The 22,417-nt window shown below is 68.3% G+C and carries 21 protein-coding genes and 1 riboswitch; of the genes, 11 read left to right on the top strand and 10 right to left on the bottom strand.

Translation table 11 applies throughout. The annotated features are described in order from the left end of the window. Nucleotides 1–343 precede the first annotated feature (343 nt). The 3 genes from ABZ441_RS14190 (at nucleotide 344) to ABZ441_RS14180 (ending at nucleotide 3,692) form a co-directional block, all read left to right on the top strand. Nucleotides 344–1,456 (top strand): LacI family DNA-binding transcriptional regulator, encoded by a 1,113-nt coding sequence (locus tag ABZ441_RS14190; RefSeq protein WP_078850484.1) that lies wholly within the window; start codon nucleotides 344–346, stop codon nucleotides 1,454–1,456. 174 nt (nucleotides 1,457–1,630) lie between these two features. Then, entirely contained in the window at nucleotides 1,631–2,689 is a 1,059-nt protein-coding gene (locus ABZ441_RS14185; protein ID WP_358972556.1) for a metallophosphoesterase, read from the top strand. Nucleotides 2,690–2,867: 178 nt separating this feature from the next. After that, complete coding sequence (locus tag ABZ441_RS14180; RefSeq protein ID WP_358972553.1) at nucleotides 2,868–3,692, top strand: hypothetical protein; 825 nt, start codon at nucleotides 2,868–2,870, stop codon at nucleotides 3,690–3,692. 142 nt (nucleotides 3,693–3,834) lie between these two features. Here ABZ441_RS14180 and ABZ441_RS14175 read toward each other — a convergent pair whose 3' ends face one another. Next, complete coding sequence (locus ABZ441_RS14175; protein ID WP_358972551.1) at nucleotides 3,835–5,214, bottom strand: VWA domain-containing protein; 1,380 nt, start codon at nucleotides 5,212–5,214, stop codon at nucleotides 3,835–3,837. A 103-nt stretch (nucleotides 5,215–5,317) separates the two neighbouring features. After that, nucleotides 5,318–7,225, bottom strand: a complete 1,908-nt coding sequence (gene thiC, locus ABZ441_RS14170; RefSeq protein WP_358972548.1) for a phosphomethylpyrimidine synthase ThiC — start codon at nucleotides 7,223–7,225, stop codon at nucleotides 5,318–5,320. Continuing rightward, nucleotides 7,218–7,351, bottom strand: a riboswitch (TPP riboswitch). (Overlaps the previous gene by 8 nt.) A 71-nt stretch (nucleotides 7,352–7,422) precedes the next feature. Here thiC and ABZ441_RS14165 point away from each other — a divergent pair. After that, nucleotides 7,423–8,778 carry a YibE/F family protein gene (locus ABZ441_RS14165; RefSeq protein WP_358972545.1) on the top strand — a complete coding sequence of 452 codons (1,356 nt, stop codon included), beginning with the start codon at nucleotides 7,423–7,425 and terminating at the stop codon, nucleotides 8,776–8,778. Between the two features lie 63 nt (nucleotides 8,779–8,841). Here the strand turns inward: ABZ441_RS14165 and ABZ441_RS14160 are convergent, their stop codons facing one another. The 4 genes from ABZ441_RS14160 to ABZ441_RS14145 form a co-directional block, all read right to left on the bottom strand. Then, on the bottom strand, nucleotides 8,842–9,279 hold the full coding sequence (locus tag ABZ441_RS14160) for an SsgA family sporulation/cell division regulator (RefSeq protein ID WP_030123081.1): 438 nt from the start codon (nucleotides 9,277–9,279) through the stop codon (nucleotides 8,842–8,844). Nucleotides 9,280–9,380: 101 nt separating this feature from the next. Further along, nucleotides 9,381–10,148 carry a helix-turn-helix domain-containing protein gene (locus ABZ441_RS14155; protein WP_358972541.1) on the bottom strand — a complete coding sequence of 256 codons (768 nt, stop codon included), beginning with the start codon at nucleotides 10,146–10,148 and terminating at the stop codon, nucleotides 9,381–9,383. A 290-nt stretch (nucleotides 10,149–10,438) separates the two neighbouring features. Next, a complete protein-coding gene (locus ABZ441_RS14150) occupies nucleotides 10,439–10,648 on the bottom strand; it encodes a DUF5326 family protein (RefSeq protein ID WP_205019345.1) in 210 nt (69 codons plus the stop codon). 164 nt (nucleotides 10,649–10,812) lie between these two features. Continuing rightward, a complete protein-coding gene (locus ABZ441_RS14145; RefSeq protein WP_205019156.1) occupies nucleotides 10,813–11,130 on the bottom strand; it encodes a cupin domain-containing protein in 318 nt (105 codons plus the stop codon). 78 nt (nucleotides 11,131–11,208) lie between these two features. On the opposite strand from ABZ441_RS14145, the gene ABZ441_RS14140 reads away from it, so the two are divergent. The 4 genes from ABZ441_RS14140 to ABZ441_RS14125 all read left to right on the top strand — a co-directional run bounded on the left by ABZ441_RS14140 (nucleotide 11,209) and on the right by ABZ441_RS14125 (nucleotide 14,477). Continuing rightward, a complete protein-coding gene (locus ABZ441_RS14140) occupies nucleotides 11,209–11,586 on the top strand; it encodes a phage holin family protein (protein ID WP_358972537.1) in 378 nt (125 codons plus the stop codon). Between the two features lie 65 nt (nucleotides 11,587–11,651). Continuing rightward, nucleotides 11,652–12,776, top strand: a complete 1,125-nt coding sequence (locus ABZ441_RS14135; RefSeq protein ID WP_358972534.1) for a cystathionine gamma-lyase — start codon at nucleotides 11,652–11,654, stop codon at nucleotides 12,774–12,776. Between the two features lie 272 nt (nucleotides 12,777–13,048). Then, entirely contained in the window at nucleotides 13,049–13,945 is an 897-nt protein-coding gene (locus tag ABZ441_RS14130) for a LysR family transcriptional regulator (RefSeq protein WP_358972531.1), read from the top strand. A gap of 52 nt (nucleotides 13,946–13,997) precedes the next feature. Beyond that, nucleotides 13,998–14,477 carry an NUDIX hydrolase gene (locus ABZ441_RS14125; protein WP_358972528.1) on the top strand — a complete coding sequence of 160 codons (480 nt, stop codon included), beginning with the start codon at nucleotides 13,998–14,000 and terminating at the stop codon, nucleotides 14,475–14,477. A 135-nt stretch (nucleotides 14,478–14,612) separates the two neighbouring features. On the opposite strand, the gene ABZ441_RS14120 is transcribed toward ABZ441_RS14125, so the two are convergent. Then, nucleotides 14,613–15,857: an MFS transporter gene (locus ABZ441_RS14120; protein WP_358972525.1), complete on the bottom strand. Its 1,245-nt coding sequence runs from the start codon at nucleotides 15,855–15,857 to the stop codon at nucleotides 14,613–14,615. 141 nt (nucleotides 15,858–15,998) lie between these two features. Here ABZ441_RS14120 and ABZ441_RS14115 point away from each other — a divergent pair, with 141 nt between their 5' ends. The 3 genes from ABZ441_RS14115 to ABZ441_RS14105 are packed head-to-tail and all read left to right on the top strand — an operon-like array spanning nucleotide 15,999 to nucleotide 18,144. Beyond that, nucleotides 15,999–16,457: a MarR family transcriptional regulator gene (locus ABZ441_RS14115; RefSeq protein ID WP_358972522.1), complete on the top strand. Its 459-nt coding sequence runs from the start codon at nucleotides 15,999–16,001 to the stop codon at nucleotides 16,455–16,457. A gap of 28 nt (nucleotides 16,458–16,485) precedes the next feature. Next, on the top strand, nucleotides 16,486–16,938 hold the full coding sequence (locus tag ABZ441_RS14110; RefSeq protein WP_358972519.1) for a GNAT family N-acetyltransferase: 453 nt from the start codon (nucleotides 16,486–16,488) through the stop codon (nucleotides 16,936–16,938). A 42-nt stretch (nucleotides 16,939–16,980) separates the two neighbouring features. Continuing rightward, complete coding sequence (locus tag ABZ441_RS14105; RefSeq protein WP_358972516.1) at nucleotides 16,981–18,144, top strand: winged helix DNA-binding domain-containing protein; 1,164 nt, start codon at nucleotides 16,981–16,983, stop codon at nucleotides 18,142–18,144. Between the two features lie 82 nt (nucleotides 18,145–18,226). Here ABZ441_RS14105 and ABZ441_RS14100 read toward each other — a convergent pair whose 3' ends face one another. From ABZ441_RS14100 to dnaB, 3 genes are all read right to left on the bottom strand, one after another. Continuing rightward, a complete protein-coding gene (locus ABZ441_RS14100) occupies nucleotides 18,227–19,606 on the bottom strand; it encodes a serine hydrolase domain-containing protein (RefSeq protein ID WP_358972513.1) in 1,380 nt (459 codons plus the stop codon). Nucleotides 19,607–19,773: 167 nt separating this feature from the next. Further along, the gene (locus ABZ441_RS14095) at nucleotides 19,774–20,226 is read right to left on the bottom strand and encodes a hypothetical protein (protein ID WP_358972510.1); all 453 of its coding nucleotides are present in this window, start codon (nucleotides 20,224–20,226) and stop codon (nucleotides 19,774–19,776) included. A 484-nt stretch (nucleotides 20,227–20,710) separates the two neighbouring features. Further along, on the bottom strand, nucleotides 20,711–22,168 hold the full coding sequence (gene dnaB / locus ABZ441_RS14090; RefSeq protein WP_358972842.1) for a replicative DNA helicase: 1,458 nt from the start codon (nucleotides 22,166–22,168) through the stop codon (nucleotides 20,711–20,713). Between the last annotated feature and the right edge of the window lie 249 nt (nucleotides 22,169–22,417).

Below are 22,417 nucleotides of genomic sequence, written 5' to 3'. Positions count from 1 at the left end.
AATGGCCAGGATCAGGAATTGGCCTCTCCGGCGTGAGACGCCGACCACGTGTGCTCCGGGCAGACGTCGGCCGCCCGGCGAGGGGGAGCGCCATGCATGCCTCCGCGCGCCGGTCGCTCACGCCGTGGCGCGCATCCCTCGAAAAGGTGAGTTGAGACCTCTTCGAGACCTGGACCATTCAGCAGGTTCGCACGCGTCGATGCATGACACATCGACCTTGACGCCCTCAACACCCTTTACTCTCAAGGCATTTAACTCCTTCTGACCATGCAGAAACGTGCCTGCCGACGTGTGCATATGCGACCGTCCCTACCCGCCGCCGGAGCCCTACTATCGGCTCGCCATGACAGCAGCAGGGAAGCACCAGGTGAGCCGGACAGAGACGCCCCGGCGCAGCGGCCGACAGGGACGGGCGGGGATCCGGGACGTAGCAGCGGCGGCCGGAGTCTCCATCACGACCGTGTCCGACGCCCTCAACGGCAAGGGCAGGCTCCCGGATGCCACCCGCAGCCATGTCCGCGAGGTCGCCGAACGGCTGGGCTACCGCCCGTCCGCGGCGGCCCGAACCCTCCGCACCGGCAAGTCGGGGCTCATCGGCCTGACCGTGACCACGTACGGGGATGAACCTTTCACCTTCACCGAGTTCGCGTACTTCGCGGAGATGGCCAGAGCCGCCACATCGGCCGCGCTCGCCCGCGGCTACGCCCTCGTGATCCTTCCCGCCACCTCACGCCACGACGTCTGGTCGAACGTCGCGCTGGACGGAACGGTCGTCATCGACCCCTCCGATCAGGACCCGGTGGTGACCGAGCTCGTCCGCCAGGGTCTGCCGGTCGTCTCCGACGGGCGCCCGGCGGGCACCCTTCCGGTCACCGCCTGGGTCGACAACGACCACCGGGCGGCCGTCCTCGACCTCCTGGACCACCTCGCGGCCGCGGGAGCCCGCCGTATCGGCCTGCTGACCGGCACGACCACCGACACGTACACCCGCCTCTCGACCACCGCCTACCTCCACTGGTGCGAGCGGGTCGGCCAGGACCCCGTCTACGAGTCCTATCCCGCCCACGACCCCTGCGCGGGCGCCGTGGCCGCGGACCGCCTGCTCGCCCGCCCCGACCGCCCCGACGCCGTCTACGGGCTCTTCGACCCCAACGGGACAGATCTGCTCGCCGCCGCACGACGCTACGGTCTGCGTGTCCCTGAGGACCTGCTGCTGGTCTGCTGCAGCGAATCCACCGTGTACGCGTCGACCGAACCCCCCATCACCACACTCTCGCTGAAGCCCCGAAGGATCGGCACGGCGGTCGTCCAGCTCCTCATCGACGCCATCGAAGGGGTCGAACACGACGGGCCGGTGGAGCAGGTCATACCGACGGAGCTCATCGTCCGGACGTCCTCCCAGCGGCGTCCACCACGCACCACGGTCAGCGCTCCGCGATCACCCGCCGGGGATTGATCGGATTAATCCGGACCAAACGGCCGATGAACCGGGTGCGCGCGAGGATTCACCACCCCTGGTGCGTCACACAGCACGATCCGCATTCCTATGATGGGCGCACGACACCGCGGACCACCTCTACCAGGCAGGGCCCGTCAGGTGTACGGAGGCGCGACGGTGGTGGAGGGGTCGATGACTCAGGGGGCCGGTCAGGAACCCGTAGTGCGGACTGCGACGTTGCGTGACTTCCGCGTACCGCCGTATGCGCAGGTGCCGATGAACGCGCCCTTGCCGCACCCGGGCAACGTCGCGGTGGGCCACGAGCCCCCGGAGGGGTACACCCCCACCGAGCGCGATCTGCCCGTGATCAACCGCGGCGACACCGTCCAGGTGCAGGCGGTCCCGGAGACCCGCCCCACCGGCGAGTCCGGCCCCGGTCCGCTGTACGTCGTCGGCGACGTCCACGGCTACCTGGACGAACTCCTGGCCGCCCTCGGCGCGCAGGGCCTCGTCGACGCGGACGGCCGGTGGGCGGCCGACAACGCCAGGCTCTGGTTCCTCGGCGACTTCACCGACCGCGGTCCGGACGGCATCGGCGTCATCGATCTCGTCATGCGCCTCTCCGCGGAGGCAGCGGCGGCCGGCGGCTACTGCAAGGCCCTCATGGGCAACCACGAACTGCTGCTGCTCGGCGCGAAGAGGTTCGGCGGCACCCCGGTGAACTCCGGTGCCGGGACCGCGACGTTCCAGGCCGCCTGGCTGCTCAACGGCGGTCAGAAGACGGACATGGAGCGGCTCCAGGACGTCCATCTCCAGTGGATGGCCCGGCTCGACGCGGTCGTCGAGGAGGACGGGCACCTGCTCATGCACTCCGACACGACTGCCTACCTCGACTACGGATCGACCATCGAGGACGTCAACGACACGGTGCACGCCATTCTGACGCGGAACGACGCCGATGAGTGCTGGGACCTCTTCCGCAAACTCACCAAGCGGTTCGCCTTCCGCGACGAGGGCGGTGCGGAAGCCGTCCGCGAACTCATGTCGACATACGGCGGCCGACGCGTCGTCCACGGACACAGCCCCATTCCGTACCTGCTCGGCGAGGTCGGTTCGGAGGAGGGCGAGGACGCGGCGCGGCCCGTGGTGGACGGTCCGCACGTCTACGCGGACGGCCTGGCCATCGCCATGGACGGCGGAGTGACCATGGCCGGAAAGCTGTTGGTCGTCCAGCTTCCCCTGCCCGACTGACGGTCGCCGGGGAAGAACCGTCACGATCCGGCACGTCGGCGGACGCACCTATTTCCGTAAACCCCCTGTCACCCTGTGCCGTAGGCGCTCTACCATCGGCGTATCAGTAGCAGGCTCTCCTCCGTTTCACCCGATCACCCGGTCCACACGGTCGATCAGGCCTACGGAGCATCGGGGGATGCACATGAAAAGCGCTCCGCACCTGCTGGCCGAGGACCGCCCCGAATACGAGCGGATCCTTGCCGACGCACTGCGTCATGCTCACGAACGACCGGATCTGGACGGAGTCGGCGACCGGCTCAACGCGGAACAGCTCCGGACGATGGCTCTCGACGCCACGTCCCTGATCACCGCGTCGGCCGCCACCGAGTACGACCACTACGTGAAGGTCCGCGGCGAGCTGCGCGGGCCGGACGACCCGGACGCTCAGGGATCCGTCCTCGGACCCGCCGCGGACGAAGCCGACCCCACGGGCGCCGGTACGCTCGCGGTGCTCGCTGTCCTGGCGCCGGTCCTCGCAGGTACGGCCGCTCTGATATTCCTGCTCGTCGGCTACCCCCTGACGGCTCTCGACCCGGCCCCGGCCTTCGCCAGGACCATGGTCGCCGCCGGCTGGTTCTTCGCTGCCGTCGCCGCCGCGGCCATCTTCGCCGCCGCCGTGGGGCTTCTGGTCACCGCGCTGCGCAACGGCGCCACCGCGCTGCCCGCCGTGGACGAGGAGGAGGAACTGCCGGAGGAGGTGGCGCGTGCCCGGGAGGCATGGCGCCACGCCCTGCTGGAACGCGGCATACTGCCCTTCCTCCGGGACGCGCTGGCCGACCCGACGGCTGGGCCCGCTGCTGGGACGCCGCACCGCTCGGCCCACAGGATTCCGAAGATCGGCTACAGCAGACCGGACTTCTCCGGGCCGGGGGACGGGCCCTCCGCCGGGCCGCGCCCGACCTTCACCAGCCCCGACTTCACCAGCCCGGACTTCGGCGGCCCCGAACACCAGCCGGAGTGATCAGGCCGCCGCACGGTTCGACCATGTGGTCCTGAACGGGCGCGGTGCCGGGGCCGCGGTGGTCCTGGTGCTCCGGCCGGATGCCGTGGCCGATCCCTCATCGAGGAGCATCGCACTCACGAGACGATCCGGCAGGTCCCGTTCAGAGGATGCCTGCCTGGCGCGCGGCGGTCGTCCAGCTCGGGAACTCGGACAGAAGCCGGTCGTAGAGCTCTTGGTCGGGGACGGTGCTGATGTCGTCGACAGCGAAGAAGCCGACATTGTCGACGCGACGTCCGTGCAGGGAGTCGAACCGTTCCAGCACGCCGTAGTCTGACCGGCCCAGGCCGACGAACTGCCAGAAGATCGGCTCCTCCACCGCCGCCCGCAGCTCCTGCTCGATCTCGGCGTTGCGGTAGACACCGCCGTCCGAGAAGAACAGCACCAGAGTGGGGGCGGAGGTGGGGTGCTGCGCTACGTGGGAACGCACCTCCGCGATGACCCGCTGCTCCTCGTTCTGGATGCCCACGGCCCGCATGTCGACCTGCCCGGCTTCAAGCCCCCTCGGCCTCTTGTTGCGACGGAAGAGACCCACTTGCCCGACCCGTACGTGCAGGCGCAGCCAATCCGGGAGTTCACCGAGCCGGAGATCGGGCAGCCGGGCCGGCTGAGAGGCGAACGTCCATGCCTGCATCTCACCGTCGTCGTCGAGCTGCGCGGCGATCGCGGCCATCCGCTCCACCACGTCGGCCACGACGCCCCGCGTGTACAGGAAGCTCATGGAGCCCGAAGCGTCCAGCACGAGGACGACGCGCGCGACGACCCCCTCCGCGCCGTGCTTGCGCAGGCTGACCGCGACCTGTTCCTTGCGCAGCGACAGGCGCTTGCGCATGTCCACGGGGAGACGATCCTCGCCGTTGCCGAGGCGCGGGCCCCCGGACGCCGCGCTCGACACCGGTACGGCGGGCGGAACCGGCACGGCGGGCGCCGGCGGCGCGGCCTCGGAGGACGGCTCGTCGACCGCGATGCCGAACTCCGTGGCCAGACCGGCGAGCCCTGCGGCGTAACCCTGGCCCACCGCGCGGAACTTCCACTGTCCCCGCCTCAGGTAGAACTCGCCGCAGATGAACGCCGTCTCGGTCTCGGCCGTCATGTCGAAGCGCGCCACCTCGCTCCCCGAAGCCGCGTCGAGGAGTCTCAGCGTCAGCCCGGGCACCTGGCCGAAGGTTCCGCCGTCGGCCGAGGCGCACAACGCGACGCGCTCGACCTCGGGGTCGAGCGAGCGGAGGTCCACTGCCACGGAGTCGCTCGTGACACCGGCGGCGCTCTGTTTCCCCAGGTGTGCCACGGCTTCGGACCTGTGCCGCGGCTGGTTGTAGAAGACGAAGTCGCCGTCGTCACGGACCCGGCCGGTCGAGGTCAGCAGCAATGCCGAAGCATCGACGTCAGGCACGCCCGGTCCGTGGGACCAGGCGAGCTCGACGCGCAAGGCCACAGACTCCACGGATACGTTGGCACCCTTGCTGAGGGATCTCGTCGTCATGGCACCAGTCTGCCGAGAACATGGACCTCGTGGCTGGTTCTTGCCGGTCTCGGCCGCCCCGGCGGTGGGCGAGGCTCCGGGACGCAGAGCCCCGCCCCCTGGATCAGTCCGCCAGCGGCAGGTAGACCCGGTTACCGGCGGCAGCGAATTCCTTGGACTTTTCCAGCATCCCGACCTCGATCTCCTCCGAGGTGGCATCCGCGTCACCACCGAACTGCTCGGTGATGCTTCTGCTGATCTTCATCGAGCAGAACTTGGGGCCGCACATCGAGCAGAAGTGCGCCGTCTTGGCCGGTTCGGCCGGGAGGGTCTCGTCGTGGAACTCCCGTGCTGTGTCGGGGTCGAGCGCCAGGTTGAACTGGTCCTCCCAGCGGAACTCGAACCGCGCGTCCGAAAGCGCGTCGTCCCACTCCTGCGCCCCGGGATGCCCCTTGGCGAGATCCGCCGCGTGGGCGGCGATCTTGTACGTGATGACACCGGTCTTCACGTCGTCCCGGTTCGGCAGCCCCAAGTGCTCCTTGGGCGTGACGTAACAGAGCATCGCCGTGCCCCACCATGCGATCATCGCGGCGCCGATGCCGGAGGTGATGTGGTCGTACGCGGGAGCGACATCCGTGGTGAGGGGGCCGAGCGTGTAGAACGGCGCCTCCTCGCAGATCTCCTGCTGCAGGTCGATGTTCTCCTTGATCTTGTGCATCGGGACGTGCCCCGGGCCCTCGATCATCGTCTGGACGCCGAACCGCTTGGCGACGGTGTTGAGCTCGCCGAGCGTACGGAGTTCGGCGAACTGCGCCTCGTCGTTGGCGTCGGCGATGGAACCGGGGCGCAGCCCGTCACCGAGCGAGTACGTCACGTCGTACGCCGCGAGGATCTCGCAGAGCTCCTCGAAGTGCTCGTACAGGAACGACTCCTTGTGGTGCGCCAGGCACCAGGCCGCCATGATGGACCCGCCGCGCGAGACGATCCCGGTCTTACGGCGAGCCGTCAGCGGGACGTACGGCAGCCGGACACCGGCGTGCACCGTCATGTAGTCGACACCCTGCTCGGCCTGCTCGATGACGGTGTCCCTGTAGATCTCCCACGTCAGCTCCTCGGCCCGGCCGTCGACCTTCTCCAGTGCCTGGTAGAGGGGGACGGTGCCGATCGGGACGGGGGAGTTGCGCAGGACCCACTCCCGGGTGGTGTGGATGTTGCGGCCTGTGGAGAGGTCCATGACCGTGTCGGCGCCCCACTTGGTGGCCCAGGTCATCTTGTCCACCTCCTCCTCGATGGAGGAGGTGACGGCGGAGTTGCCGATGTTGGCGTTCACCTTCACCAGGAAGCGCTTGCCGATGATCATCGGCTCGATCTCCGGGTGGTTGACGTTCGCCGGCAGGACCGCCCGGCCCGCCGCGATCTCCTCGCGCACGACCTCGGGTTCGACGTTCTCCCTGATCGCGACGTACTCCATCTCCGGGGTGATCTCCCCCCGCCGGGCGTACGCGAGTTGCGTGACGGGCCGGCCGTCACGGCTTCGTCGGGGTTGCCGCGGACGGCCAGGGAAGACGGCGTCGAGGTTGCGCAGGCCCTCCCCGGGTTCTCCCCCTGGCTCGAGCAGGGGAGACCCCGTTCGGGGCGAGGGGCGCCTGAGTCCGTCGTCCTCGGGGCGCGCGGGACGGCCCGCATACTCCTCGGTGTCCCCGCGGCCGATGATCCAGCCCGCACGGAGCGGGTCGAGCCCTCGGCTCACGTCGGTGTCGGTGGCGGGATCGGTGTACGGCCCGGACGTGTCGTACAGCGTCACGTCCTTGCCGTTGGTGAGGTGCACCTGACGGACCGGCACCCGGAGGTCAGGACGTGAGCCCAGGACGTACCCCTTGTGCCAGCCGATGGACCTTCCTGACTCTTCGCTCCCCGCACCGTCGCCGTTCGCGGAGTTCACGGCGTCTGCCGTGTCCGCCTTCCCCGCCGGTGACGGCGCATTCGGTGCATTCTGCGTCGAGGCAGGCGTGCGTGCGTCCGCTGTGGTCATGAGACCTTCTCCCTACGCCGGCATTACCCGGTAACAGGTTCGGCGGTCGGCGCAGCGTGTTCCGTATGGATGTACGGAGGTCAGCGCCCTCTCAGCCCGGTGCTCCGAGCTCCCGCGTGTACAAATGCGCCTCCACGCTAGCCTCCCCTCTGGCGTGCTGGCCAGAGGGCATCCCCTGTTCTTGGGATGATCGGCGGGTGACGTCCCCCGGAAGCGCCCCTGAACCCCACGGCCAGGCATCAGGCAGCACGCAGAGTCATGCCCACGGCCATACCCACAGCCACGGCCCTGCCGCGCCGGTGTCCAAGCATCTGCGCAAGGTCATCGCGGCCGTGGTGATCCCCTTCGCGACCGCGGTCCTGGTGGGCCTCGTGGCGTTCTGGCCCGGTGGAGCTCCCGCCCATGAGCGCACCGGCGTCGGATTCGACCGGCAGACCCAGGACGGACAGGTGACGAAGGTCGTGTCGGTCGACTGCGCCGACGTGAACGCCTCCCAGGTGCCGGCGACCGGCGACACCTCCACGCCCTCCGGACGGGAGGCCGTCAACGAGCAGTCGGGACAGTGCAAGAAGGCCACGGTCGAAGTGACGACCGGTAAGGACAAGGGGCGTACGTTCGTCGAGGTCGTCCAACCCGATGCTCCACGGCAGTTGCACGAAGGCCAGGGGGTGGTCGTGGCGTACGCACCCGACGCACCCCGGGATCTGCAGTACTCGGTCACCGATGTGGACCGCACTGTGCCGATGGCGCTGCTCGCCGGGATCTTCGCGCTCGCGGTGGTCGTGGTCGGAAGGCTGCGCGGGCTGATGGCACTGATCGCTCTCGCCGTCTCCTTCGGCGTGCTGACCCTCTTCATCCTGCCGGCGATCCTGCAGGGATCGAATCCGCTGGTCGTTGCGGTGATCGGGGCCAGCGCGATCATGCTGATCGCCCTATACACCTGCCACGGGCTGACGGCCCGCACCTCGGTGGCCGTCATCGGCACGCTCATCTCGTTGCTGCTGATCGGGTTGCTGGGCTCGCTCTTCATCGGGTGGGCAGGGCTGACCGGAAACACGGACGACAACACCGGCCTCATCCATGGGCTGTACCCGGACATCGATATGAGCGGCCTGCTGCTGGCCGGTGTGATCATCGGATCACTCGGGGTGCTCGACGACGTGACCGTCACCCAGACGTCAGCGGTCTGGGAGCTCCACCAGGCCGACCCGAAGATGGGCGTGCGCGGGCTCTACCGCGCGGGCATCCGGATCGGGCGCGACCACATCGCCTCGGTCGTCAACACGCTCGTACTCGCCTACGCGGGCGCGGCGCTGCCCCTGCTGCTGCTCTTCTCCATCGCGCAGAGCAGCGTCGGCACGGTGGCCAACAGCGAACTGGTCGCCGAGGAGATCGTCCGGACTCTGGTCGGATCGATCGGGCTGGTCGCCTCGGTGCCGGTGACGACGGTGCTCGCGGCCTTGGTGGTCTCCGCGGACCGCACGGGGCTCGGCGCGGAAGCCGGAGCTCCTGCACCCGCACGGACCGGGAGGGGTCGACGCCGCAAGGCGTGAGACCGGCTACCGGACGCATGACCCCGGGTCGCCGGCGTTCGGTGCTCAGCCGGGCCCTCGGGTTCAGCCGGCGTTCTGTTCCTTGGCGAGGATGCGGCCCAGCGCCTCTTCCAGATTTCCGTCGAAGTCACCCAGCGTGTGCTCCTGTCCCAGTGGCACCAGCTTGTCCGTCCGGTCGAGGAATGCGACAAGAGGCGCCGTGCCGGCCCTGAAGAGCGCGCGGTCCGCACCGACCTGAAGGCGGATGTGCACGTCCGACAGCCCTTCGGGCTCGATCGGCCCGATGTGCACATCGCCGTCACCACTGGGGCTGTTGAGGCCGTCGAGCAGCAGCTCACGGCCGAATGCCCAGGTGACGGGGGCGTCACCCGGCAGGTGGAAGGTCATCCGGATCGCATACGGATCGCTGACCTCGTACCGGAGCTCCACCGGAATACGGAAGGAGAGCTCCTCGGAGACGAGGAAGCTCATCATGACCTCTGCTTGAACCGACTCGCGCATCGTTCAACCCCGCAGTAGATGAAACTGGCCAGGAATGATCCCCCATGGCCCTATTGACGCCATCGTGGTGCACGCGATAGCAGATCACAAGGAGTGATTTTTCAGATACTGATAGAGAACACGAACGAGCGCAAGAGGGTGGTCACTTCGCAGCGTAGTTGTTCGACTGCGGGGAGCAACCGTTCTTCCTGGTGCAGAGGGAGAGAAACCGCCATGGCCGCAACGGCGGAGCCCACAGTGATCGGAATGGCTGCACAGACAGTTCCCATTGCGTACTCCTGCCGTTCGACGACAGGTTCCGTACGTTTCATCGATCTCAGGCGGTCGAGGAACGCCTGACGATCCCTTACGGAGTATCGCGTCAGTGGCCGGACGGGGTGCCGGTCCAGATGATCCTCGCGTGCCCGCTCGTCCAGCTGCCCGAGAAGACACTGGCCCAGGGCGTGTGCATGGCCCGTCTCGCGGAACGAGGCCCACTCGTGCACTGCGGGAACGGCTGGGATCTCCGCGACGGCGACCATCTCGATCTCGCCATCCTTGTACAAGGCGCAGTAGACGGGGGCGCCGATGACGTCCGCCCAGCGCGCGAGCGAGTCGACGATGACACCGGGACGCGGAGTCGCGGGGCCGCCACCGAGCCGCTCGGCCGCGGCTCCGAACAGGAAGACGCCGTTCTCCCTGCGGAGATACCCCTCGTGGGTCAGGGTGCGCAGCAGGTGGTAGGCGGTGGGAAGGGGCAGTCCGGCCTCCCGGGCGAGCTGCTTGGCCGGCGCCCCGTCACGATGGGTACCCACAGCCTCCATAAGTCTCAACGCCCGCTGAACCGAACCGATCAACGTCGGGACAGTGGTGCTCGATGCCGTGGTCACAGGTCACCCCCAGGCATGGTGACGGGCGCTCAGCCCTCCCGCGGGGGCCGCCCCCACGGGCCCGCCGCGAGCCTGGGGTCCGGAGACCGGACGGTCGCACAAACCACTGGGCAGGATGGTGGCGGACCGTCATTTCCCAGCTGGCGGCAGCGGTACGCCACTGTATCCGTACGTAGAGTCACGAGTGAGGTTTCGTCGTGGACTTAGCTCAGCTGGGCTAATGGCCGAAGCCGAGACCCGTCACGCGTACCCGGCGCATCGCCACTCGATGGGGTGTCGGCGCACCGTCGTCAGCGGTCGCCTCGTTCGGACGAGGACATGAACTTCCGCACCACGAAGATCAGACCACCCACGAGGACGACGAATACCAACACCTTGAACAGCAGTCCGATGACGAAGCCGACCACGCTGGCGATCAGGCCGCCGAACAGGACGATCGCGATGAGAGGCACCGCGACCCACTTCACCCACCAGGGCATACCCGCGAAAATCTCCCGCACAGCCATCGCCGTTACCTCGTCTCTGTGAGTACCTGCTCCGATGCTAGATGCGCGGAGGCTGCCCACGGAGGCCGGGAGCCCTTGAAGTCCCCTGAGCGATCCCCTAGGGAACAGCGGGCCCGGAGACAGGCTCGGGCACCGGCGGACCCTCGAGAACGTCCCTCTCAGCCCTCCGGCGGCGAGAAGATCACCATGACCCGCAGGTCCTCCGTGACATGGTGGAACTTGTGGGCGGTCCCCGCCGGTACGAACACGACGCTCCCCCGGCCCACCTGCGTGGTCTCCATACCGACCGTGATCGAGGCGCGGCCGCTGACGACGAGGTACACCTCGTCCTGCTTGTGCGGCTGCTGAGGGTCCAGCGCACCGGCGTCCAGGGCGTACAGGCCCACTGACATGGTGCGTTCCCGGATGAACTGCAGATAGGCGCCGTCGTTGGCGGCGCGTTCCGCCTCCAGCTCGTCCAGTCTGAATGCCTTCATCGTCAGTCCGCCCCTCGCGCCCGCGCTCGTCCGTCCCGGCGGTGTCCGCCACCGATCATGTCTGCCACGATCAGACACATGAAGAATTTCGTAGTCAAGACGCTCGCCAACGCCGGTGCGCTGGCCGTGGCCATCTGGTTGCTCCAGGACATCACGCTGACCGGTGACAACACCGGGCGCAAGGTTCTCACCCTGATCGTGGTGGCGCTGCTGTTCGGCGTGGTGAACATCGTCGTCAAGCCCGTCGTGAAGCTGCTCACCCTGCCCCTGTTCATCCTGACACTCGGGCTGATAACGCTCGTGGTCAACGCGCTGATGCTGATGCTCACCTCCTGGCTGGCCGGCGTCGTCGATCTGAACTTCCATGTCGACGGCTTCTGGACCGCGGTCCTGGGCGGCCTGATCATCTCGGTCGTCTCCTGGGCCCTGAACGTCGTGCTCCCCGACGAGGACTGAACCGTTCACCGGTGACACAGTGCACAGCGGACCGGTGACCGCCGGGGAGAGACGAGGTAGTGACAATGAGCACCACAGGCGACGGGACACGAGCGGTGCGAGCCGGGCTGCCCGAACCCGAGCAGTACGAGCCCACGCTTCCCGGCCCGGTCTTCGCCGCGCACTTCCATCTGTCCGGCGAGCCGGTCGGCCCTTACACCTACGGCCGGGAGACGAACCCGACCTGGACCCACCTGGAGCGGGCCATCGGCGAACTGGAGGCGCCGGGGGAGGAGGTCGGGACCACGGTCTTCGCCTCCGGAATGGCGGCCGTCTCGGCCGTGCTGCTGTCCCAGGCGCGAACGGGCGACATCGTGGTACTGCCGGACGACGGCTATCAGGCACTTCCCCTGGTACGGGAGCAGCTGGAGGCGTACGGCGTCGAGGTGCGGACCGCGCCGACGGGCGGCGAGGCCCAGTTGGAGCTTCTTGACGGAGCGAAGCTGCTGTGGATCGAGACGCCCTCCAACCCGGGACTCGACGTCTGTGATGTGCGCAGGCTGGTCGAGGCCGCTCATGCCGCGGGTGTTCTGGTCGCCGTCGACAACACCCTGGCGACCCCCCTCGGCCAGCGCCCTCTCGATCTGGGGGCGGACTTCTCGGTGGCCAGCGACACGAAGGGCATGACCGGGCACGGGGACATCCTGCTCGGCCATGTGAGCTGCCGGGACCCGCAGCTCACAGCCGGAGTGCGCCGTTGGCGCAAGGTCGTCGGCGCCATTCCCGGCCCCATGGAAGCCTGGCTCGCGCACAGGTCGCTGGCCACGCTGCAACTGCGCGTCGACCGGCAGTGCACGACGGCGCTGGCGCTTGCGGAAGCCCTGGCCGGGCGGGCGGACGTGGCGGGTCTCCGGTATCCGGGGCTCCCCGGAGACCCTTCGTACGCGACCGCCGTCCGGCAGATGCGGCGCTTCGGGTCCGTGGTCTCGTTCGTGCTGGCGGACGAGGACACCGCGGAACGCTTCCTGGCCGCACTGCGGCTGGTCGACGACGCGACGAGCTTCGGCGGCGTACGCTCCACGGCCGAACGCCGGGCGCGCTGGGGTGGAGACGCGGTGCCGGAGGGCTTCGTGCGGTTCTCGGTCGGCGCAGAGGACCCCGAGGACCTGCTGGCAGACGTGCAACGCGCGCTGGACGATTCCGTGCGCTGAACGACCCGTCGCAGGTCCGGGCAGGACCGGTCCGGGACTGGTACCCCCGTCCACCGGGCCGGCCCTGACCGGGCGAGCGGTCCGAGCCTCCCCCCTCATGGCTCGGACCACCCCGGTTCCTGTACCGAGAACCGTCTGAGCAAGGCTAATTGACTGTGCGTCAGTGTCCAATCACAGTAGCGACAGCGACCTATCGACATATTTATGGTTGGGGCGGTCGTGAGGGGCGGTGCGGGACGGCGCGGCGGCCGCGAGGGTGAAAGGGGCGAACCATGGACCTGGCCCTGCTGCGCACATTCGTCGCGGTGCACCGCGCCGGTTCGTTCACCCGCGCCGCCACGCTGCTCGGGCTGTCCCAACCCGCCGTCACCTCACAGATACGCGCCCTGGAACGGCAATTGGGCCGACCTCTGTTCCTGCGCAGGGCTCGGGGGGTGACCCCGACCACTGCCGGCGACGAACTCGCCCACCGTGCCGCCCCTCACCTGGACGCGCTGGTCGACATCGTCGAGGCAGGGCTCGACGACGAGTCGGGGGCGAGGACACTGCACCTGGCCGGGCCCCCCGAGTTCACCTCCCTACGGGCGCTTCCGGCCCTCACTCCGCTGATCTCCCAGGGGCTCGCGCTGCGCAGCACCTTCGCCGTGAACGCCGAGGACACGCTCGCAGGACTGGCGGCCGGACATCATGATCTGGCCATCACCACCGCCCGCCCGCGCGGTGGACCGCTGACGTCGACCACCCTCTGCGACGAGGAGCACGTACTGGTCGCCGCGCCGCGCTGGGCGGGACGCCTGGGGCCGGGGACTCTGCGGCACAAGGGATCCGTACTGCTGGAACAGCTGCCGGTGGTCGAGGTCCACGAGAGCATGCCTCTGGTCAGCCGCTACTGGGCAACGGTCTTCGACAGCCGCCCCGCCGCCTCCGCCGCCGTGATCGCACCGGATCTACGAGCGGTTCTGGAGAGCACGGCAGCGGGCGCCGGGCTCGCCGTGCTGCCCCGCTACCTCTGCGAGAACGCGCTGGAGCGAGGAGAAGTCGTAGCGTTGCTGGACCCTCCGATACCGCCTCTGCGCACGTACTTCCTCAATGCCAGGACCGGCACACTCGGCCTGCCGCACATTGCGCGGGCGCACGAATGGCTGGTGCGCGCCGCTGTGGACTGGTGACCGGTCGGCCGACAGGAGTTTCAGACCCGCTTTCCTGGGCCACTCTCTTGCCATGACCGAACGCCCCGTGGTCAAGCGCACAGCACGCGCCGTCCTGCTCGACGGCGATGACCTCATCCTGATCAAGCGCACCAAGCCAGGTGTCGACCCGTACTGGCTGACACCGGGCGGCGGGGTCGAGCCGGAGGACGCCACCGTCGTCGAGGCACTGCACCGCGAGGTCGACGAGGAGCTCGGCGCCAAGGTCCTCGATGTCGTGCCCTGCTTCGTCGATACCGTCGAGCACATCGCCGGCGGCGGAATCAAAGGCGTGAAGGTGCAGCACTTCTTCGTTTGCCGACTGGCTTCCATGGACCTCTCGCGTCGTCACGGGCCGGAGATCGATGACCCCTGCGGGGAGTACGAGATCGTTCGCGTCCCCTTCAGCCGCATGGGAATCGCGGCTGTGCACCTCGTGCCCCTCTCACTGCGGCACTACCTGGACGCCAACATCGAGGGGATCCGGGCGATGCACGCCCCCGACCTGGGCTGACGGCCCGGGTCGGAGCACGCTCCGCACGGGTTCCCGTGTTTCACGTGAAACCACTCGACCGTTGGCTGATCCTAAGTACGACACTCGGGGATCCGGCTGCCGCACTCTGGATGGCCACGGCCGTGTGGGGCTGCATCACCGCGGTGCCGACACCGAGGCCGGGTGGATCGCGCCTTGGAGGCTGCCGCTTGCGGCGGGGGCAGGAGAGTGCGGGACACCCGGCCGCCCATCGTTGCCGGTCCGGCGCTCGATCGCACCGGAAAGCACCGCCAGGAGCAAGGCCGAGGCTGCGAGCGCGGCACCGACCCAGTTGGGCGCGGTGTACCCGAAGCCGGCCGCGATGACCATGCCGCCGAGCCACGCCGAGAGCGCATTCCCGAGATTGAAGGCCCCGATGTTGACGGCCGAGGCCAGGGTGGGCGCGCCGGCGGCCTGGTCGAGGACTCTCTTCTGAAGCGGCGGAACGGTGGCGAAGCCGAGGGCCCCGATGAGAACGACGGTCACCGCGGCGGCGATCTTGTGGTGCGCGGTCAGCGTGAAGAGGGCCAGGACCGCGGCGAGCGCGCCGAGTGAGACATACAGCATCGGCATCAGATGGCGATCGGCGAACTTGCCGCCGAGCAGATTCCCGCCGACCATGCCGAGCCCGAAGAGAACGAGCAGCCAGGTGACCGATGACGTCGCGAAACCAGCGGTCTCCGTCATCATCGGGGTGATGTAGGTGATCGCCGCAAAGACGCCACCGAATCCCAGAACCGTCATAGCCATGGCGAGCAGCACCTGAACATTGCGGAACGCCGCCAGTTCGTGGCGGATCCTTACGCCTTCAGGTTTCGGCTGCTCCGGAACGAGCTTGGCCACACCGAGAAGTCCCAGGACACCGAGCCCGGCGACGAGGAAGAACGTGACGCGCCAGCCGAAGTTCTGGCCGATCGAGGTCCCCAGTGGTACCCCTACGACGTTGGCGACGGTGAGCCCCGTGAACATCATGGATATGGCACCCGCCTTCTTCTCCGGAGCGACCAGATCCGCAGCCACGACCGATCCGATGCCGAAGAAGGCTCCATGAGCGAGTGAGGCGATCACCCGTCCGGCGAGCATCACGCCGAAGACGGGGGCGAGGGCGGAGATCACGTTCCCCACGATGAACAGCACCATCAGGAACATCAGCATGCGTTTTCTGGTCACCCGGGTTCCCAGGACGGTCATCAGCGGAGCACCGAGAACCACACCGAGGGCGTATCCCGTGACCAGGAACCCAGCTGCGGGGATCGAGACCTGGAAGTCCGCCGCTACGTCGGGAAGCAATCCCATGATCACGAACTCGGTGGTGCCGATTCCGAATGCCCCTATGGCGAGGGCGAGGAGCGCGAGCGGCATGAGTGTCACTTCCTGAAGATTGCGTGTGCACCTTACGGGCGTCCACAATAATTGCAGACGCTGCCTAGTGGCAAGCGCCGACTATTGCACTCGTGCCCTATCCTGGAGGCAGGCAGCAGCTCCCGCACGGAGGAGAGACCCATGACAGCGGCAGATCCCGCACTGACGGCCCTCGCGCAGAGCTGGTGCGCCCTCTCCTTGCTGCACGGCAAGATCGAGGCCCGTATCGAGCGGGCCCTGCAGTCCCGCCACAGCCTGAGCGCGCGCGAGTTCTCCCTGCTCGACGTCCTGAGCCGCCAGCACAGCGGCACGGGCGGCCACCTGCAGATGAAGCAGGTGGCGGATGCTGTGGTCCTCAGCCAGAGCGCCACCACCAGGCTGGTCACCAGGCTGGAGGACCGTGGACTGCTGACCCGGTATCTGTGCGACACGGACCGGCGAGGCATCTACACGGACGTCACCGAGGCAGGCCTCGCGCTGCTGAACGAGGCCCGGCCGACGAACGACACCGCGCTGCGGGCCGCTCTCGACGAAGCTGCCGAGAACCCGGAGCTAGCTCCACTGGTCCGCACGGTCGAGGCGCTCAAGGTCCCTGCCTGAGACAGCGGTTCTGCGTAGTCTGCCGATCATGAGCGATCTCGACATACGTCCCGCAACACTCGCCGACATCCCCGTCCTCGTGGCCATGCTCGCCGATGATCCTCTGGGTGCCGAGCGCGAGTCCCCGGACGACCTGGGCCCTTATCAGGCCGCGTTCCGACGGCTTGCCGACGACCCCAACCAGCATCTGGTCGTGGCCGTGCGCGAGGGCCGCGTCGTGGGGACGCTCCAGCTCACGATCGTTCCCGGGCTCTCCCGACGCGGTGCGACCCGTTCCGTCATCGAGGGTGTCCGCGTCCACGCTGACGAGCGCGGCAGCGGCCTCGGCACCCAGCTGATCCAGTGGGCGGTCGACGAGTCAAGGCGTCAGGACTGCCAGTTGGCGCAGTTGACCTCGGACGCCACCCGTACCGATGCCCACCGTTTCTATGAACGGCTCGGCTTCACCTCGAGCCATGTGGGGTTCAAACTCGCTCTGTGAACCATGGGGGTTCGGGCCGGCTCGCCACTCCAGGAGGCATACGTGTACCGCGTCAGCGACGAGCAGCGCAGGATCAGGCTCGGACGTCGGCACCTCCTGGCTCCGTCCGTACGGGCCGCCTCTGCGGTCGACGTGGCCGACGCCGTCGTCGCCCTGCATGCGACCGACGCCGCCACGGTCTATCTCTCCATCTGCGCGCGGCTGGCCGACCCCGGAATCGGAGCAGTGGAGCGCGCGCTGTACGAGGACGTCTCACTGGTGCGGCTGCTGTCCATGCGGAACACGTTGTTCACGATGTCCACGGACGTCGCGCCTGCCGTCGACGCGTCGAGCGCACGGCCGGTGGCGGCCAAGGAACGCCAGAAGTTCCTCCGGCACCTGCGGGAGGACGGCAACGGGCTCGACGAGCGGTGGCTCGCCGATACCGAGCGGCAGACGCTCGCTGCTCTCGCCGCTCGGGGCCGTGCCACGGGCAGCGAGCTTTCGGCCGCCGTACCCGCCCTGCGCACGAAGATCACCGTGTTTCCCGGGACGAAGCAGGAGACGGTGCAGGGAGTGGCTTCCCGGGTGATTCGAGTGCTGGCCGCGGATGGCCGCCTACGACGGGACCTGCCCCGCGGTTCATGGACCTCCAGCCAGTTCCGCTGGACGGCGGCCGAACCGTGGCCTGCGTCGGATGCGGCCGAGGCCAGGGCAGAGGTGGCCGGACGATGGCTCCGGTCCTACGGCCCGGCGACCGAAGGCGATCTGAAGTGGTGGACCGGCTGGGGTATCCGCGAGACGCGTAAGGCCCTGACCGCGGTCGGCGCCGAGGAGGTCCTGCTCGCCGGCGGAGCCGTCGGCTGGGCCGCCCCGGGCGATCACGCCACGGAACCTCCTCCGGAGCCTTGGGCGGCTCTGCTCCCCGGTCTGGACCCGAGCGGGATGGGCTGGGCCGATCGCGGTTTCCATCTGCCGGCCGATCATCGTGCCGCGCTCTTCGACCGTGCCGGCAACATCGGCCCCACGGTGTGGTGGAACGGCGGGATCGTGGGTGGCTGGGCCCAGCGCCCGGACGGCGAGCTGGTATGGCGTCTGTTGTCCGACATCGGTCGTGAGGCTTCACTGCTCATCGAGGCAGAGGCTGCCCGGCTGTCGGCCTGGACGGGCGACAGCCGGATGACCCCACGCTTCCGCACGCCCCTGGAACGCGAGCTGACGAGCTGACGAGCTGATCGATTCACCCCGATGAGCACGGCCGTGGCTGGGGCGGCATGTCGCGTTTCACGTGAAACGCCGCCCTGGCATCTCAGGTGGTCAGCCCTCGCCAGCCGCCTTCGTCCACGCCACCGGGAATGGCTGCGCCACGGTCGTACGGCTCCCGCGTGAAGACGAATGACCCCAGATCGAGGTGGTCCACCGAGCCGTCGTCGGCGCGTACGACGCGGAGCGTCTCCCCCGCGTAGTAACCGTTCAGACCCGTCCAGGTCCCGTCGGGGCATGCCCGGAACCGGGCCGCGCGACCCACGCCCTGGAGCGGCTGGAACTCGAGCCCCCTGTCCGCGAGCAGCCTCAGGCTGTGGACCTGCGTACCCCAGTACCAGGGCCCGGTCAGGGCCAGCAGTTCTTCGTCGACCTCGGGCAGCGGACGCCATGCCTCCGGGATCCTGGGCTCCGCCTCGGCAACGATGTGCAAAAGGTCGGCGGCGACCGCACCCGTCAGCGGACCGGAGGTGGCGTTCGTGAGCACCACGGCCGCCACATCGTCTTCGATGCTGAACAGCATTGTGGCCAGGAAGCCCGGCACCGACCCCGAGTGACCGAGGAACGTGCGATGCCCACGCCGTACGGCCTGAAGACCGAGGCCGTACGTGCCGGCCCAGTCACCTGCCTCGGGCGGAGCGGCCGGAGCACGCATCTCCGCCACCGAGGACGCACGCAGGACCCGTTCGTCCCCGTGTGCCAGGAAGGCCGCGAAGCGGAGAAGATCGGTGGTGGTCGACCAGAGCTGCCCGGCCGGCGCCATCACTCCGAGGTCCGCAGCCGGCTCGGGCAGCATGACGTCGGCCCACGGGTGTACCGCCCAGCCGCCGGCATACGGGGCGACCGCCTGGGGAGTCGTACGGTCCATCCCCAGGGGTTCCAGGATCTCGCGGCGCAGCACCTCGGCCCAGGAGTCACCGCACAGCCTCTCCACGAGCGAGCCGAGCAACGTGTAACCAGGGTTCGAGTAGTGGTGCCCGTGGCCGGCCGGGTGGACAACCGGCCGCTCGCCGAGCACGTCCCTCAGCTCCGGACGTGTGGCACCCGGCGTCCTCTCCCACCAGGGGGCGGGCGTCTCGGCCTTCAGCCCCCCGCTGTGGCCCAGCAGCTGAAAGATGGTCACGTCCCCCACGTCCGTGCCCGGAAGGTGCTTCTCCAGGGGATCACCCAGATCCAGGAGCCCCTCGTCCCGCAGACGCAGTACCAGCACGGCGGTGAACGTCTTGGTGATGGAGCCGATCCTGTACTGCGTATCGCCATCGGGCTCATGGCCGTCCACGCAACTGCGTGCACCGCTCCAGGCGATCCCGCCGTCCCGCTGCACCGCGGCCACGAGGGAAGGGGAACGGCCTTGGGACTGTGCGGTGGCGACGCGGTGCAGCAAGGCACGCCGGGTGCCGGGGAGCAGGGCTTCGGAAGAGGTCATACCCAAGGATGACCCGTGCGTTGCCGGCCTGACGAACCCACTGCACATCGCTCGGCCCGTCGGCGCAGCGGCCTCACCTGGACGGGAAAGACCTGCCCGTTCGGGCAGGTGAAGACCGGCGTCAAGCACCGCCAACCGTTCGTAACCGCTGTGGGTTCACGGGACAGTCAGAAGCTCCAGCTGTAGAGGCCACCACCCGTGCTCACCGCGGACTTCGCCAGCCGGGACACTCCCCGCAGGACCGCCAGTAGATCATCGTCGGTCATATCGTCCCCGTCGGCAGACCTGAGCCTTGCGGTCCAGCGATCTGCCAGCTCCTCCAGTTCGGTGGGACTGGCGGAGGCCAGCGCCAGAGTCAATCGCGGCGGTAGAGCAAACACCTCGACGCCATCGTTCAACGGGGGAACGACCCACTCCGGCCACGACCACCCCAAGAGCTGCTCAATCGGCGGGGCCCCGGAGGAGGGCTCCTCGAAGTACATGTCCCACTCCGCGATGGCACTGTCCGGCTCGATGAAACGGCAGTTCACAGACTCAAATGCCTGACCGGGTCCCCGCCGGCGCGTCGCAGCGGCACTGTCATCGTCGGGAGCGCGGAAGAAAACAATGTCGTGGGCCATCTCAGCATGATGGCGGCCCGGCGCCCGCACCGGAGACGGATTTCGCGACCCATCACCGCGCTGCTCCCGCACCCGATGTCGTAGGCCTGTCATGAACGCCTGCCGTCATGCCCGCCGTGGGCATCGCTTCCTTCTGGAAGATCGTCCAGGGATGCCGGGAGAAGGCTCACGGCGGGGCTGAGCGGCCGACGTGGTCGAAAGTCGAGTCTGCGGAAACCCATGAATGGGATCTGGGGTTCCTGGTTCACCGGGACCGTCTGAGAGAGCAGGCGTTCACCTGGGGTCTTTGGGTTGCCGCCGAAGGATCTTCTGCGGCCGGCGCTCAGACGCCGGTCCATGGAGCTCAGCTGCGGCGGCCCGCGCCACGCTTCGGATCCCTCTCGCACATCCCACCGCTTCCCGAAAGGTTCTCGGTGTGTGGAGCCGGTGGGCCATCGCCGGCGGAAAGGCGGCCACAGGATCTGGAAACGTACAACCGCGTGGGTCAGGTCTGCGCCATGTCCACGAAGCGGGAGTAGTGGCCCTGGAACGCCACGGTGATCGTCGCCGTCGGACCGTTTCGGTGCTTGGCCACGATCAGGTCCGCCTCTCCGGCGCGCGGGGACTCCTTCTCGTACGCGTCCTCGCGGTGCAGCAGGATCACCATGTCGGCGTCCTGCTCGATGGAGCCGGACTCACGCAGGTCGGAGACCATCGGCTTCTTGTCCGTGCGCTGTTCAGGTCCTCGGTTCAGCTGGGACAGGGCGATGACGGGAAGCTCCAGCTCCTTGGCGAGGAGCTTGAGGTTCCGGGACATGTCCGAGACCTCCTGCTGACGGCTCTCCGCCCGTTTGGCCCCTCCGGACTGCATCAGCTGCAGATAGTCGATGACCACGAGCTTCAGGTCGTTGCGCTGCTTCAGACGACGGCACTTCGCACGGATCTCCATCATCGAGAGGTTCGGCGAATCGTCGATGTAGAGCGGAGCAGCGGAGACATCCGGCATCCGACGGGCGAGCCGGGTCCAGTCCTCGTCGGTCATGGTGCCGGAGCGCATGTGGTGGAGTGCCACCCGGGCCTCGGCGGACAGCAGGCGCATCGCGATCTCGTTGCGCCCCATTTCGAGCGAGAAGATCACACTTGGCAGATTGCCCTTGATCGAGCAGGCGCGGGCGAAATCCAGCGCGAGAGTGGACTTACCCATGGCGGGACGGGCCGCGATGACGATCATCTGGCCCGGGTGCAGCCCGTTGGTGAGGGCGTCGAGGTCCGTGAATCCGGTCGGTACACCGGTCATCTCGCCACTGCGGGAACCGATGGCCTCGATCTCGTCGAGGGCACCTTCCATGATGTCGCCGAGCGGCAGGTAGTCCTCGCTGGTGCGCTGCTCAGTGACGGCGTAGATCTCGGCCTGCGCCGAGTTGACGATCTCGTCGACGTCCCCGTCGGCGGCGTATCCCATCTGGGTGATCTTCGTGCCCGCCTCGACAAGACGCCTGAGCACGGCACGCTCGTGAACGATCTCCGCGTAGTACGAGGCGTTGGCCGCCGTCGGCACGGACTGCACCAGCGTGTGCAGGTACGGGGCCCCGCCGACCTTGGTGATCTCGCCGCGCTTGACCAGCTCGGCCGCCACCGTGATCGGGTCGGCCGGCTCACCCTTGGCGTAGAGGTCGAGAATCGCCGTGTAGACGGTCTCGTGCGCGGGGCGGTAGAAGTCATGGCCCTTGATGATCTCCACGACGTCCGCGATGGCGTCCTTCGAGAGCAACATGCCGCCGAGGACTGACTGCTCGGCGTCGAGATCCTGCGGAGGCACTCGCTCGAAGCCGGACACCCCACCGTCCCAGCCGCTCTCCCTGCCCCGTTCGTGCTGTTCGTCGCGGCCCTTGCCCTCTCCGCGCCGCTGACGGGAAACGGGCAGACGGTCACCGGGACCGACATCGGCCCAGGGATCGTCCAAAGGCTCGGGAATGCTCACCGGGCCACCTCCTCCCGTCCGCTTCGCGGACCTAGCCGTGCCACTCTTTCTTACGGCACGGCACCGACAAACAAGACGCCCGACTCCGGTTCCAGCGCGTCAAGTTCTGGAGACTTCCAAGCCGGAACGGAGTGCGGGCGCCGCACCACGGTAGGCCGGTCCGCACCGTCAGCCAATCTGGTTATCCACAGGGCTTGTGGATGACGGACCAGATGCTGTGGAGAACCGGTC

This window comes from Streptomyces sp. NPDC005752, from assembly GCF_040630715.1.
Classification (GTDB): domain Bacteria; phylum Actinomycetota; class Actinomycetes; order Streptomycetales; family Streptomycetaceae; genus Streptomyces.
The sequence above is the reverse complement of the archived record's forward strand: the minus strand, read 5'-3'. Positions and strand labels throughout refer to the sequence as shown.

Bases quoted from the DNA above. Each gene is read 5' to 3' on its own strand.
- ABZ441_RS14190 (WP_078850484.1), top strand. From the start codon at position 344: ATGACAGCAGCAGGGAAGCACCAGGTGAGCCGGACAGAGACGCCCCGG.
- ABZ441_RS14185 (WP_358972556.1), top strand. From the start codon at position 1,631: ATGACTCAGGGGGCCGGTCAGGAACCCGTAGTGCGGACTGCGACGTTG.
- ABZ441_RS14180 (WP_358972553.1), top strand. From the start codon at position 2,868: ATGCACATGAAAAGCGCTCCGCACCTGCTGGCCGAGGACCGCCCCGAA.
- ABZ441_RS14175 (WP_358972551.1), bottom strand. From the start codon at position 5,214: ATGACGACGAGATCCCTCAGCAAGGGTGCCAACGTATCCGTGGAGTCT.
- thiC (WP_358972548.1), bottom strand. From the start codon at position 7,225: ATGACCACAGCGGACGCACGCACGCCTGCCTCGACGCAGAATGCACCG.
- ABZ441_RS14160 (WP_030123081.1), bottom strand. From the start codon at position 9,279: ATGCGCGAGTCGGTTCAAGCAGAGGTCATGATGAGCTTCCTCGTCTCC.
- ABZ441_RS14145 (WP_205019156.1), bottom strand. From the start codon at position 11,130: ATGAAGGCATTCAGACTGGACGAGCTGGAGGCGGAACGCGCCGCCAAC.
- ABZ441_RS14140 (WP_358972537.1), top strand. From the start codon at position 11,209: ATGAAGAATTTCGTAGTCAAGACGCTCGCCAACGCCGGTGCGCTGGCC.
- ABZ441_RS14135 (WP_358972534.1), top strand. From the start codon at position 11,652: ATGAGCACCACAGGCGACGGGACACGAGCGGTGCGAGCCGGGCTGCCC.
- ABZ441_RS14130 (WP_358972531.1), top strand. From the start codon at position 13,049: ATGGACCTGGCCCTGCTGCGCACATTCGTCGCGGTGCACCGCGCCGGT.
- ABZ441_RS14125 (WP_358972528.1), top strand. From the start codon at position 13,998: ATGACCGAACGCCCCGTGGTCAAGCGCACAGCACGCGCCGTCCTGCTC.
- ABZ441_RS14120 (WP_358972525.1), bottom strand. From the start codon at position 15,857: ATGCCGCTCGCGCTCCTCGCCCTCGCCATAGGGGCATTCGGAATCGGC.
- ABZ441_RS14115 (WP_358972522.1), top strand. From the start codon at position 15,999: ATGACAGCGGCAGATCCCGCACTGACGGCCCTCGCGCAGAGCTGGTGC.
- ABZ441_RS14110 (WP_358972519.1), top strand. From the start codon at position 16,486: ATGAGCGATCTCGACATACGTCCCGCAACACTCGCCGACATCCCCGTC.
- ABZ441_RS14100 (WP_358972513.1), bottom strand. From the start codon at position 19,606: ATGACCTCTTCCGAAGCCCTGCTCCCCGGCACCCGGCGTGCCTTGCTG.
- ABZ441_RS14095 (WP_358972510.1), bottom strand. From the start codon at position 20,226: ATGGCCCACGACATTGTTTTCTTCCGCGCTCCCGACGATGACAGTGCC.